Source organism: Pontibacter sp. MBLB2868 (genome assembly GCF_051904785.1).
In the GTDB taxonomy this organism is placed as follows: Bacteria; Bacteroidota; Bacteroidia; order Cytophagales; family Hymenobacteraceae; genus Pontibacter.
On the sequence record NZ_CP196710.1, the window covers coordinates 3,035,189 to 3,048,081 of the forward strand.

15 protein-coding genes are annotated in these 12,893 nt (G+C 42.1%); 10 read left to right on the forward strand and 5 right to left on the reverse strand.

The features are described from left to right. The first annotated feature begins 195 nt into the window (after window positions 1–195). From ACSX1A_RS12905 to ACSX1A_RS12915, 3 genes are all read left to right on the forward strand, one after another. Window positions 196–1,752 carry a M28 family metallopeptidase gene (locus ACSX1A_RS12905; RefSeq protein ID WP_439880056.1) on the forward strand — a complete coding sequence of 519 codons (1,557 nt, stop codon included), beginning with the start codon at window positions 196–198 and terminating at the stop codon, window positions 1,750–1,752. Window positions 1,753–1,920: 168 nt separating this feature from the next. Then, window positions 1,921–2,355, forward strand: coding sequence for a hypothetical protein (locus tag ACSX1A_RS12910; protein ID WP_439880057.1), 435 nt, complete (start codon window positions 1,921–1,923; stop codon window positions 2,353–2,355). A 90-nt stretch (window positions 2,356–2,445) separates the two neighbouring features. Further along, window positions 2,446–2,730 carry a (2Fe-2S) ferredoxin domain-containing protein gene (locus tag ACSX1A_RS12915; protein ID WP_439880058.1) on the forward strand — a complete coding sequence of 95 codons (285 nt, stop codon included), beginning with the start codon at window positions 2,446–2,448 and terminating at the stop codon, window positions 2,728–2,730. 63 nt (window positions 2,731–2,793) lie between these two features. On the opposite strand, the gene ACSX1A_RS12920 is transcribed toward ACSX1A_RS12915, so the two are convergent. Together ACSX1A_RS12920 and ACSX1A_RS12925 are read right to left on the reverse strand one after the other, a co-directional pair. Continuing rightward, complete coding sequence (locus ACSX1A_RS12920; protein WP_439880059.1) at window positions 2,794–3,330, reverse strand: ferritin; 537 nt, start codon at window positions 3,328–3,330, stop codon at window positions 2,794–2,796. 184 nt (window positions 3,331–3,514) lie between these two features. Beyond that, on the reverse strand, window positions 3,515–3,865 hold the full coding sequence (locus ACSX1A_RS12925) for a hypothetical protein (protein WP_439880060.1): 351 nt from the start codon (window positions 3,863–3,865) through the stop codon (window positions 3,515–3,517). 111 nt (window positions 3,866–3,976) lie between these two features. On the opposite strand from ACSX1A_RS12925, the gene ACSX1A_RS12930 reads away from it, so the two are divergent. Next, window positions 3,977–4,339: a cupin domain-containing protein gene (locus ACSX1A_RS12930; protein ID WP_439880061.1), complete on the forward strand. Its 363-nt coding sequence runs from the start codon at window positions 3,977–3,979 to the stop codon at window positions 4,337–4,339. A 43-nt stretch (window positions 4,340–4,382) separates the two neighbouring features. Here ACSX1A_RS12930 and ACSX1A_RS12935 read toward each other — a convergent pair whose 3' ends face one another. The 3 genes from ACSX1A_RS12935 to ACSX1A_RS12945 all read right to left on the reverse strand — a co-directional run bounded on the left by ACSX1A_RS12935 (window position 4,383) and on the right by ACSX1A_RS12945 (window position 7,455). After that, window positions 4,383–5,396, reverse strand: coding sequence for a hypothetical protein (locus ACSX1A_RS12935; RefSeq protein ID WP_439880062.1), 1,014 nt, complete (start codon window positions 5,394–5,396; stop codon window positions 4,383–4,385). A gap of 163 nt (window positions 5,397–5,559) precedes the next feature. Then, the gene (locus tag ACSX1A_RS12940) at window positions 5,560–6,312 is read right to left on the reverse strand and encodes a LytR/AlgR family response regulator transcription factor (protein ID WP_439880063.1); all 753 of its coding nucleotides are present in this window, start codon (window positions 6,310–6,312) and stop codon (window positions 5,560–5,562) included. A 39-nt stretch (window positions 6,313–6,351) separates the two neighbouring features. Then, entirely contained in the window at window positions 6,352–7,455 is a 1,104-nt protein-coding gene (locus tag ACSX1A_RS12945) for a sensor histidine kinase (protein WP_439880064.1), read from the reverse strand. A gap of 555 nt (window positions 7,456–8,010) precedes the next feature. Here ACSX1A_RS12945 and ACSX1A_RS12950 point away from each other — a divergent pair. The 6 genes from ACSX1A_RS12950 to ACSX1A_RS12975 all read left to right on the forward strand — a co-directional run bounded on the left by ACSX1A_RS12950 (window position 8,011) and on the right by ACSX1A_RS12975 (window position 12,881). Continuing rightward, window positions 8,011–8,445: a hypothetical protein gene (locus ACSX1A_RS12950; RefSeq protein WP_439880065.1), complete on the forward strand. Its 435-nt coding sequence runs from the start codon at window positions 8,011–8,013 to the stop codon at window positions 8,443–8,445. A gap of 119 nt (window positions 8,446–8,564) precedes the next feature. Then, window positions 8,565–9,128: a DUF4256 domain-containing protein gene (locus tag ACSX1A_RS12955; protein ID WP_439880066.1), complete on the forward strand. Its 564-nt coding sequence runs from the start codon at window positions 8,565–8,567 to the stop codon at window positions 9,126–9,128. A 305-nt stretch (window positions 9,129–9,433) separates the two neighbouring features. Beyond that, window positions 9,434–10,180, forward strand: a complete 747-nt coding sequence (locus ACSX1A_RS12960) for a PKD domain-containing protein (RefSeq protein ID WP_439880067.1) — start codon at window positions 9,434–9,436, stop codon at window positions 10,178–10,180. A 474-nt stretch (window positions 10,181–10,654) separates the two neighbouring features. Continuing rightward, window positions 10,655–11,341 carry a carboxypeptidase-like regulatory domain-containing protein gene (locus ACSX1A_RS12965; protein ID WP_439880068.1) on the forward strand — a complete coding sequence of 229 codons (687 nt, stop codon included), beginning with the start codon at window positions 10,655–10,657 and terminating at the stop codon, window positions 11,339–11,341. Between the two features lie 52 nt (window positions 11,342–11,393). Beyond that, window positions 11,394–11,777, forward strand: a complete 384-nt coding sequence (locus ACSX1A_RS12970) for a hypothetical protein (protein ID WP_439880069.1) — start codon at window positions 11,394–11,396, stop codon at window positions 11,775–11,777. 105 nt (window positions 11,778–11,882) lie between these two features. Further along, the gene (locus tag ACSX1A_RS12975; RefSeq protein WP_439880070.1) at window positions 11,883–12,881 is read left to right on the forward strand and encodes an alpha/beta hydrolase; all 999 of its coding nucleotides are present in this window, start codon (window positions 11,883–11,885) and stop codon (window positions 12,879–12,881) included. The last annotated feature ends 12 nt before the right edge of the window (window positions 12,882–12,893 follow it).

Here is a 12,893-nt window from a genome sequence, read left to right on the forward strand (position 1 = left end):
CATATAAATTGTTTAGCGTTTCAGCGCTTTGTGTTACGCCCTTAGCCCTTGTGGGTGTTACCACTTGCAACTTATACTTCAGCGGCATTTGCTTGCTGATAAAACACACAGCCAGGGCGGTAAGGTAAAACGCTAAACAGTTTTAAAATAAAGTCCTTTTTGTCCATCCATTTACTACATGTAAAAACAAAATTTATGACACGTAAACCTCTACTCTTACTGGCATTTCTGTTGCAGGTTGCAATAGTTGCCAAAGCACAACAGGAGCCGGTTAACCTTGATGTGGTGCACCGCATAAAGCAGGAAGGCCTGAAAAACTCTCAGGTTATGGAAACGGCTTTTTACCTGACAGATGTATCAGGGCCAAGACTTTCCGGTTCTCCCGGCCTTAACAGAGCCAACGAATGGGCAAAGAAGCAGTTGACGGAGTGGGGTTTACAGAATGCGCACTTGGAGGAATGGGGTGAGTTTGGCAAAGGATGGGAAGTAGAAAAATCTTATATCGCCATGACAGCTCCTTACTATCAGCAGCTGATCGCTACTCCAAAGGCCTGGACTCCCGGCACCAGCGGACTGATCAAAGCAAAGGCGGTGCTGGTACAGCTCGAGAAAGAAGAAGACTTGCAGCAGTATAAAGGAAAACTGGCCGGCAAGATCATCATAACCGACACTGATAATGACGCCAAAACCACTTTTGAAGCGGATGCCAAACGCTATACTGAGGAGGAACTGGATAAAATGGCGATGAGCCCGGAAGCAACCAGCTCCTCCAGCAGCTGGACTCCCGAACGTATCGCACAGTACCGCGCCCGCATGGCGCTGCGCAATAAGGCAGTTGATTTCTTTAAAGCAGAAGGAGCCGCAGCTATTCTTAGCTCACGGGGCGGTATGCACGGCACACACTATACCAGCAATGGCGCACCCTATGCAAAAGACGCTCAGCCAGCCCTGCCCGAACTGGAGATGGGATTAGAAGATTACGGACGCCTGGTGCGTTTATTAAAAGCCGACAAGCCGGTAGAACTGGAGATGGAGACGAAAACCAACTTCTTTACAAATGACATGAAGGGTTATAATGTGATAGCCGAAATACCGGGCACTGACAAAAAATTAAAGGACGAAGTGGTGATGCTCGGCGGACACATCGACTCATGGCACGCAGCAACAGGGGCAACAGATAATGCTGCCGGCGTTGCCGTAATGATGGAAGCTGTCCGCATTCTGCAGGCGATGGGCATCAAACCGAAACGTACTATCCGTATTGCTTTATGGAGCGGCGAGGAACAAGGCCTCTACGGATCCAGAGGATATGTAAAAGAACATTTTGGCGATCCGGCAACCATGGCGCTGACGAAAGAGCATGAAAAACTTTCTGCCTATTATAACCTCGACAATGGCACCGGCAAGATTCGTGGCGTATACCTGCAAGGCAACGACGCGGCACGGCCTTTAATGGAAGCCTGGCTAGCCCCCTTCCATGACCTGGGCGCAACAGCTGTAACCATCCGAAACACAGGAGGCACAGACCACCTGGCTTTCGATGCAGTAGGATTACCGGGCTTCCAGTTTATTCAGGATGAGATTGACTATGACACCCGTACGCATCACACCAACCAGGATACGTATGACCGCCTGCAGGCTGATGACCTGAAGCAAGCTGCCACAATTGTAGCTTCGATCGTATACCACACAGCTATGCGTGATAAGAAATTACCCCGCAAGCCACTCCCGAAGCCTAAACAAGCTTCTTAATGCGATAAACACTTAAAATTATAGAGCTCCTTTAACATGAAAGGAGCTCTTATTTTTTGCATACACGCCAATGCTGGCAGTTACCAGAAGCAACCCGTGGCCGGTAATGATAGCTGAAAGAAATGAAAGTTTTTGTACCTTAGCTTTCAGATTATACCCCTTAGATCCATGATCAAATTTCAAGAGCTTAAGTCTCATACAGATAAGTTATACTTAACTATCTACTATGATCAGCAAAATGATTGGATTTATAATAAGTGGGAAGGCTACATAACCCCCGATAATGTGAAGCTTGGCTGCTTAGCCATACTTGATGCTTTTGCAAAATTCCATACCAGCTACGGCTTAAATGACAACAAAGAAGTAGTTGGCACCTGGGATCAGGCAGTAAATTGGATAGATGAAGAGTGGACGCCACGTGCCATTGCCCTGGGCTTACGCTATTTTTCTCATGTGGTGGATAAGGATGCCTTTGCTGCCGCATCCGCTGCAGATTTACTTAGCAGGGTGGAAGATAAAATTTACATGCGGATTTTCGAAAACGTTGTTGATGCCAGGCAGTGGTTGCACGATTGCAAAACTGTTAACCGAGAAACATACTAAAACAACTAAGCCATGTAATTTTTTCGCCGTTTACCCGCACTCACTTAAACACTTTTAGCTTTTGCCCCTCCTAACCCCGTAAAGACTAGTATGGGTAAAGATTTTAAAACACCGGATAAGGTTATTTATGTGTGCACCGGCAGTAAGTGCAAAAAGAAAGGCGGTAAAGAGAATGGCAAAATTCTGCGTAACCTGATAAAGGAGAACGGCCTTAAAGGACAGGTAGAAGTTGTAAAAACCGAATGCACTGACCGCTGCGACTTTGCTCCTGTCATGTGTTTTCAGCCAGATAATTACTGGATGCACCACGTAACCGAGGAACAGGCAAGGCAGGCTTTCCAGGAACATGCCGCTAAAGTTAAACCAGAAAAATAAAGACACAAAAAAGCCTTTGTGATTACCACAAAGGCTCTCTAGCTCTATTTTGTACTAGCGCTGTTACTTATCATACTCATTTTCATACGTGATCTTTGGCACGCGTTTATCAATCTCATACGATCCTGTACCATCCTCTCCTATCACTTCAAACAGTTCCAGGGCGCGTCGGGCTACATATTCCTCTTCTATCTGCTCTTTCAGGAACCACTGCAGAAATGTAAAAGTGACATAGTCCTTCGCCTTCTGGCATCTGTCAGCCATCCTGTTCAATGATTGTGTTACGGCTATTTCCTGCTGCAAAGCCTGCTCAAATACACTCCTGAACGATTCGAACTCTATTTGGGTATTTGTAATGTCAGGCGAAACAGCCCGGCCTCCCATATCAGACACATACTTGAAGAGACGCAACATGTGTTCCCGTTCCTCATCTGACTGCTTTTTAAAGTACCCGGCACTAAAGTCAAAGCCATTACGATCGCACCAGCTTGACATAGAGAGATACATGGCAGAAGATTCTGCCTCCATCTTTATCTGATCATTTATTGCTTTCTCAATTTCCTCGGTTAGAGAGGTTCTTAATCTTAGTAGGTCCTTCATTGGCTTTAGGGTATATTAAACGTGTTTTTACAGATTACCTGTAAAAAGCACCTCCTATTGGATACCTTACTTTTAAGGTTTTTGTTTAATGTTTAGCCCTGAGAATTAACTTTAGGAGCAACTTAAACAAAAAAACACGGTGGTAAACCGTGTTGATCATCCAATTAATAAATAAGCCGGGGTATTAAACTAACTGCGAGTTAAAACACTCGTGCAACATGCTATTTAACTCCATAACAAATTTAGCCTTCGCCAACATCTCCTTAAAGGCATCAAGTTCTGGCAGGGTTAACACATAGCAGCGGTCGCAGCCACAAACAGAAACTATCTCGTAATCTGAAGAACGATCCGTGCTAATAGCCATCTCCTCAAGATCTATACTATCCACGGCCTTTTTCAACCGAAGAAAAGCATCCACTTTCAGCGCAGTTACTTCACCGGCATAATTCAAAATAACCCGGTTCCGGCGGTCACACTGGTAAACACTACCTGCTGCCGAAGTATAAATCTCGTTCAATAAAGAGGATGTTTGCATCTTGTCTGCTAAATTAGCTGTAGCTGCTGCTGTAACATGTACAAAGGTAAGCACTATTTAGAATCAGTCCAAATAAATAAGCAAAGATCCTCAGCATTTTAAATTAGAATAATGGAGAAAGTTAACTTAGCACAAAAATTTGATCATATACCCGATTATTGGAACCCTCGCATAGCCGGTGAATTAAATGGCCAGCAGGTAAAGCTCGCAAAGTTTAAGGGCGCTTTTGAGTGGCACCACCACGAGCACGAAGATGAGTTTTTCCTGGTGGTAAAAGGTAAGTTTGAGATGCACCTTCGGGATAAAGTGATCGAGCTGAAGCCGGGCGAGTTTTTAATCGTGCCACGTGGCGTGGAGCACAAGCCTGTTGCCAACGAGGAAGCCGAAGTGCTTATGTTTGAGCCAGCAGGAACTGTGAACACAGGTAACCTGGAAAATAGTGAACGCACCCGAACAAACCTGGAAAGACTGTAAGAAGAGCGGCCTGGCTGGTGCAATGTAGCAACTATGGCAAACGCTACACTTTGCCTGCCGCCACCTTAGGTGCTTTTACAAGGGTGGTTTTCAGGTTAAGCCGCACCAGGTCGCCCATGCATTTGCACTTTAAAAACTCTTTTGACTGATGGTGCTGCGCCAGCTCCTGCTTTAGCTGCTCTACTTTTTCGGGCGTAGAAATGGTATCGCTGCGCATTGCATCAATCAGGTCTTTTAGCCGGTAACGCGCTGACTTCAGCCGTCGGAACATCAGCGTACGCTCCTCGTTCTGGTACTGCTTCACCACATCCGGCTTCAGCAGGTCCATCACCAGGCCAACGATCACGTTATTGTCTTTGAAGAACTGCGGCAGGTACATCGTCTTTTTGCCTTCATAAGATTGTTGATCAAAATCGATGGGGCGCACACGGTACTGCTCGTCCTCAAAATCAGGAGTAACATCTACTACATAGTTATAAGAGCGCATGTCACCTAGCAGGCGCACAAAACAGCGTTCGTTAAACTTCACAAACTCTTTGGCTATCCGCACCTTGTTGGCGATCTTCCTGTTCACGTAATCCTTGATAAATACATCGCCAGGAATGCCGGCAATGTGCTCTTCAATAAGCGAGTCGCCCTCTACTAAATAGTTTATGCGGCTCGGAGAAAGTATGTGCTCCAGCTCCAGCCCGTAAATACGCGAGGCATCCGCTTTTTTCACATAAAAATAATCGTAGTTATCGTTCAGCTGGTTCATGATCTGCACCCGGAATGGATTGGAATTGCCAAAGGTACAGTAGTCGATGCGCGACACGTAAAGGTGCTCCATCACCGACATATCGCCGTCTGTTTTCAGCAATGCGTAGATCATCGTGAGGCCGCGGTTCAGTTCCTGCTGGGCATGCTGCTCATACATAACCGACTCCCATAGGGTATCGTGCCCCTGTTTATCATAATAAGGAAAGGTGTCAGAGTAGTGCAGCAGGTCTTCATAATGCACGGGCAGTTCTGTTTCACGGTCGTAGTGATGCAGGTACTTGCGCAAGCGTTCCGACACCGGGTAAAACAACTTCTTTTTGGAGATATACACCTATTTGCTAGAATTTAAAAGTATGGATCAGAAACCGGCACTTCGCCATGTGCTGTCATACGTACAACAGCCAAAACCTGCCTTCTCTTCAATTTCTAATTTTTAATTTTAAATATCTAATTTGAAGATGCTATGTTTCTAACAAATTGTTTTGGTTGAGCACCTGGAGCACGTCATTTTTATAAAAACGCCCGATAGGAATTTCTGTTTTGCCAATGTCAACGGCAGTAGCGGAAAAGGCCTGTATCTTATCCATCGCTACAATAAAGGAACGATGAATGCGCAGGAACTTATCAGTTGGCAGCTTCTCTTCTAAAAAGGATATTTTCTGGTAAGAGATGATCTCCTTCGTCTCCGTCTTCACCCGGATATAGTCTTTCAGACTCTCGATGTAAAGTATATCTGCCAGCATTACCTTCACCATTTTTTTATCAGCTTTCAGGTAAATAAAAGCTTCGTTGTACGATGCTGGCGTAGCTGCCGCAGGTGCAGGAGCCGATACAGCAGCAGGGGTACTGGCTTTAGCACTTTCAGGAGTAGTAACTTTTGATACAGCCTTAAGAAAACGCTCAAACGCAATGGGCTTTAGCAGGTAGTCCACGGCATTCAGCTCAAACCCCTCTACGGCATAATCGCGGTAGGCAGTTGTAAAGATAACTTTAGGAGGATGCGCCAGCGACTTCAGGAAATCAATACCTGTTAATTTTGGCATCTGTATATCCAGGAAAAGGAGGTCTACCTGTTCGTTTTGCAGACAACTGTACGCCTCCACCGCGTTGTTGCAACGGCATACAAGCTCCAGGTTATCCAGGCGGTTAACGAACGTTTCCAGCACATCCAGCGCCAGCGGTTCATCATCCACAATCATACATCTGATCTTCATAGTTTTGTTTTGTTACGATTTTCCGGTGCTGCTAAATTTTCAGGAAAGCGTTAGTTCCAGCCGTGCCGCATAACTATCGGGCTCATCCTCTACCTCAAGCACATACTGGTCTTCGTAGAGCAGTTCTAACCTGCGCTGTAAATTCTTCAATCCAATGCCGGATGCCAGGTCGCGGGTATTGTTACTGGCCTTTTCTCCGCACTTACAGTTCTCTACCAGTAGCACCAGTTTGTCGCCGGTCAGTTTCACATCTATGCGTATCCAGGCATTTTTAGTTTCGGTGCTCACTCCGTGCTTAAAAGCGTTCTCCACGAAGGGCAACAGTATAAGGGGGGCGATCTGGTTTCCGGCTATACTCCCGCTCTCGGTAAACTGTACATCTACCCGGGCACCGTACCGGATCCGTTCCAGGGCAATATAATTTTTGATGTAGTCCAGTTCTTTCTCAAGTGGCACTTTGGCGGCATTGGCATCGTAGAGCATGTAATCCATCAGGCTCGATAGCTTTAGCACTACCTCCGGGGCATTGTCAGCTTTTTTAAGCGTGAGCGAGTACAGGCTATTAAGGGTATTGAACAGGAAGTGCGGATGTATTTGCGCTTTCAGCAGTTTCAGTTCTGCCTCCAGCTTATCCTGTGTCAGGTTTTGTGCCGCTTTCTGATGACTGTACCAGTTTTTGAGTAGTGCAATAACCGCAGTAATGGCCACTACATAGTTTATGTTAACAATATTTTTGATGAACCTGAACACCGTCAGGTTATCTTCGGTGCAGGTGGTAGGGCAGAAAAGCGGGTGTATAAGAAATGGCAGCAGCACGAACTGCATCAGGGCACCAATGGCCACCATCAGTAAAAGCAGGTACACAAAAAACTCCAGGTAGCGTTTCTCAAGCAGGTATCGCGGCAGCAGGTAGTACATATTAAAATACACCAGGGCCATTTTGAATGGCAGCTCCACTAGCTCCACCATAAAGGCGTTGTAGTAATCATCGATGTAGCTGCCGTAAAGTAAACCAAAAAAGGTTACGTACACCGTCCAGAAGAACAGGTGCAGCACCAAACGGTTCTGCGTAATATTTCGCACATCCGGCAAGCTCCATGCTCTTTGCTCCAGCGCACTTGCTGTGCCCAACTTAATCTCCATTTTACAAAGTTATACTTTCTTCTGCTTGTCACCAGCTGTCTTTCAGCACTTTTAGACAGGTAGCCACACAAGTGGGCTCAATTACAATTTATACTTGCCCTAAAACTTTGGAGCCTATTCATAATTCCCGAACTACCTGTTAACTACCAGCCCCTTTTGAGAGTGGGGTGATGTAGTATGAAGACCTTTAAATCAAAGAGTAAATATTATAATCGAGATGTATTAATATTTAACTAAGTTCTTTATTTTTAAAAAAGTAAACAGTACCTCTTGTGCCCAAAAAGCCTATACCGATGTTTTAAAACGATACACTCACCTTATACTTTCAAACTACCCATTATGAGAAAACTAAACTTATTTATTCTCCTGCTTTTTACTTTTGTTGTTCAGGTAAGCACACAATCAGAAGCTCCTCCCCGGTAAAGCAAAGCGATCTTTGTAGAACTACTCGGCAATTAAAAGCCAGCTAAAATACCTGAAGCAGCTAAAGAAAATAACAGACATTAATTATGATTTACTAGATTGCCTATAGCTACTTCTACTCTATTTAACCTTATGAAAAACATCACAAAACTTATTGCTACCAAGGGCTTACTGATCATTTTATCGCTGTTTGTGATACTGCACTTTCTGATACTTTTTGGTGTAGTGCCTTATGAAATGGTATGGGGTGGCAGGCTGAAAGGTACTTCACAAATGATTGTGTTTGAATTGATATCTATTCTCATTAATGTTGCCATGCTTGCAGTTGTAGCAGCGGATTCCGGTATTTTAAACCTCAAAATAGACCGCAGAATTATTAAAGGACTCCTTTGGATCATGTTTGTGGTCTTCCTTTTGAATACGGCTGGCAATCTGCTTTCAAGTAATGAGTTAGAGAAGCTGTTGTTCACCCCTTTAACTGTACTACTTGCCTTATTCAGCCTGAGATTGGCAATAGACAAAATGCAAAAAAAAGGCAGCTATGAAACAGGGCACACTATCAACTAAACACCAACCACATCTGGCAACAGGTGGTGCAACCAGGCTTTAGCTACGCCAGCTTATCGGCTACACAAACAAGCAAGGCTTAAGAAATTTAGAATAAATTGAGAATAGCTGCAGAACACATGACTTCAAATAAAAAACTTGGTACTCCGGAAATTGATTCGATGTTAGAAATTTTGGAAAATCGTTTTAAGCAGACTCCTGAAAGGTTTATGAATCTGGATTGGTCTGACATCACATCAAAGCTTAAGCAAAACCCCGACAAATTATGGTCGCTTAACGAAATGGAAAAAACTGGTGGAGAGCCAAATTTATTGGAATACAATAAAGATCTGGATCAGTATATTTTTTGTGATTTCTCCAAAGAGAGTCCAAGTGGCCGAAGAAGCCTTTGTTATGATAGGAATGCTTTAGAAGCAAGAAAAAAATTTAAGCCGGCTGATAATGCCAAAGATGTGGCCCATAGTATGGGAGTGGATCTGATGAATGAAATGGAATATAAAAAATTGCAATCGATTGATGAATTTGATACCAAAACGTCGAGTTGGCTGGATACTCCTGATAGAATCAGAAAATTAGGAGGAGCGATTTTTGGTGACCGTCGCTATGGACAAGTTTTTATCTATCATAATGGCGCTGATTCCTATTACGCTGCAAGAGGATTTCGAGGAATAGTAAAACTTTAAATGACGCCCGTTGATATGTAAGACCATCACTCAAAAATCAATCTTAACATACTGAATCACAAAACTATACAGTCCTTTTTATAGCACAATTTAGCCTGCCTGTAAATTTGATTATTGAATGATTTGATAGATCCACCACAGTAGCAGATACTTACACTAAATACTTCAGCCCAAAAAGAGGTGTCTAAATTCAGATTCGTATACTTTAAAGTAACCTATATGGGTGTTACATATCAAGCAAGTGTGGTTTGTACCTAGGTTAAGATTGGTGTTTATGTATCTATTGAAAATTAATTACAAGGCTGATGGAAAAGAGACTTCATTCCTTGACAATGTCGGTGTTCATTTTCTTATTAACCCTAACAGCTTGTTCTAAAGAAGACACTGTTAGTCCAACCCAACTTACGCCGTCCCCTCCTGCTCCGCCAACACCAAATCCTCCTCCAACAACACCACCACCAGTCAATAACAGCGCTCCCATAGCGCGTGCTGGTAATGATACCACGATCTATGTTCCATTTAATTCACATGTTCTAAACGGAAACAAAAGTACAGATCCGGATGGTAACATTGTTACCTATAATTGGAGGTTTATTAAAGGACCTTCTGAGGTGCCACTAAATAATTTTAGCGATACGAAGGGCTCTGCAAGAGGGCTTTTTAATGTTGGTGACTATGAGTTTGAATTAACAGTTACAGATGCCTATAATTTAAAATCAAAAGATACGGTTACGGTTACTGTTGCTCAACCAACCTGTACTACTGCTAATAAGGAAGTGATTTTCAAGGACCTTACCTGGAGTTATCCCTGGCTGATGGAAACAGGTATTGGAAATCTTTTTTCGTTTCTGCCGGCTAACAGTTATATCAAAGACTTTTACATCAAAAGAGACGGATCTGATACGTGGGAAAAAATTATTAATGTTGACCTCGCTCCAAATAATACTGGCACCATACATACCTGGGAATTTTTTGAAGGAAGACTAATTATATATCCTAACTCTAATCAAACAGAAGACACTCCCGATGTAAAAGTTGAATATTGTAATTAAGCTAACTCCTTAGCTGCTATTTTTGATTTAGTCGCATTGTCAAAAATGAGAACCTGACTGTTAGCCGTATTTAAGCCTTACTTAAAAATAGAAATTATTTACTGGTATAGTTAGAAGTGTACACCCAACACAAACAGTTTCACCAAGAAGAGATGATCAGAAAGCCCACCAGGTAGTTATCAGAACTATCACCCGCCATCTATGCCTTACCCATCTAGGAGGGGCAGTCAATTCAAGATATGGGTTAAGAATAACAATTTTCAAAATAGTTCTGATGTAACACTGTTTAGGTGTTGACCTTCTCAGTTATTTAAAAATAGTACTAAATTTTGATTAAATTTTGCAACAACATCCGTTTATCCTTCTATATTTGGTAGGATAAACGGATGTTTACGCATATCCACTAGTTGGGTGTAATGTATAATTTATAAATGTGGAAGATAATGGCTTTATGACATTAAAACTATAACCCATATGAGACATGTCTTAAAAGTAGTTGCCAGTTTTGTTTTGCTATTAACCATTTCATCTTGCTCCAAAGAAGATATTGGGGTACAAACGGTGTTAAAAGGACATGTTTCGGATAATATTAGAGGTATAAATATCGAAGGCTACAAAATCGAGTTAATAAAAAGCTGGAGAAGCTGCGAGAATTTTATGTGTGGATTGAATTCTGAGGAAGTGGCTACGACATATACTGATGAAAATGGGGATTATTCAATTACGTTTAATTATAAGTTAAAGGAAGGTGAAAGGTACACCCTATCTGAGCAGTACTACGGAAGCCCCTATTACCCTGAATATTCAAATCAAATAGAAATTGTTTCAGGTGAGACCAACACAGTAGACATTAATGCTTGGAAACCTGTCGAATTGAGGTTGAATGTGGCAGTTTTGAATAATATTAGTCCACCGTTGATGATTAGAAACGAAATTGACGATAGTAACACCGCATTTCTCAACACTGAAAATATCTATGAACAAGACATAACTAAAACTTATACTTTAAGGTCTAAGCCTAATACAGCTATAAAAATTATTTTCTGGTATTATACTGGAGATAACCCTTTTCGAACTTTACATCAAAAGACTTTTGTGCACCACACTTCTTTAGATGATGTAAATATATTAAGCTATATGATTGATTGCTCCACTTTTTAAGGAATTAAAAGCATCACTTCACCCAATACGGCACGGGCTTTAAGCTTCGGCTATGCCTCACCACATTATGCACGATCCGCTAGGATTAATCATCAGTAATAAAACCATGAATGTGAAAAGTGAAAATCTGGTTAGGCTAAAGGCTTATGGTGGAGCAATGTGTATGTTTATTGCTTTGATTATACAGGTAATCTGGATAAATGCATTCAACGCTGGTGGAACACATGAAGAGAGGTTAGCCATCTTCAATAACTTTTTCCCTAAATTTCTCCACGGTGGCTATACTTTGACTTTTGTAAGTATAGGTTTATGCATCGTAGCAGTTGTGCTAAGTAACATCGCTATCAAACTACCAACTGTATGGAAAATCATCTCACTAATCACTTTGATTATTAGTGTGTTTCTACTGCTTCTGAATTTGTATCAGTTATTGTAGATGAACAATCTTTAAAAATGTTTTAACCTAATCACATCTAAATGTTAGCTACGCCATCATTTAGGCAAAGCCCAATCCGTTGTGCTTAATTCGTAAATCCAAATCATGAAAAGAAAAGCCCTGAGGTTTTTGATTAAATTTTTAGTAGTTAATTCTGTCATCTATCTAATTGCAGCTTTTACATTGACTTACTGGCCTATTTCAAAAATTGAAAACAGGAAGAATTATGATTTCTCTTCTGTTAGGGAAAGTGCAAGTCATGAGGCTTCTGCAAAAGAAGTTTGGATCAAGCTAAGAGATGGAAAAGAGATTTTTAGCAGAGTTTATGATGGGAAGACAAAGGATGTACTGATTTTTTTACACGGCTCTGGTTCTGATAGTAGATACTTAAGCAAAGCCAGCAAGCATTTCGCTGATTTAAGTCTATTCACCGTCATTACCCCAGACCTAAGAGGGCATGGAAGAAACTCTGGAACCCGAGGAGATATAGATCATATAGGGCAGTTAGAAGAAGACCTCGAAGATATTGTGAGGTATGCAAAGGAAAACCTTCACGCTGAAAAAATCATCCTTACGGGGCATTCTTCCGGAGGTGGATTAGCCTTAAGGTATCTGGGAAACGACAGACTCACTAAAGTGAATGGCTCCATCATGTTTTCGCCATACCTTGGTTACAAATCTCCTACACTTAGGCCAGGAAACGGTAATTGGGTCACTGTTTCAGTAAAGCGGTTTATTGGGCTCTCAATGTTAAATAATATTGGTATGAATGGTTTTAACGGGCAACCGGTACTGTTTTTCAACCGAGCATCAGAATGGAATGATAGCCTGCAGGTTGCCAGCTATTCGTATCGGATGGCAATGAGTATGGACCCTAAAGACTTTAAAGCTGATATTAAAAATATTTATGTGCCAACCCTGGTGTTGGTTGGAGGGGATGATGAGAGTTTTTATCCAGATAAATTTGCAGAGGTTTTTTCTACATCAGATTATGCAGAAACACATGTTATTAAAGGAATAGCTCATTTGGCTGTTATTGATAACAGTGAATCATTGAGCAAAATTAGAGCTTGGCTAGGCAATTTGAATCAGAAAATCAACTAAGCACAACAAAAG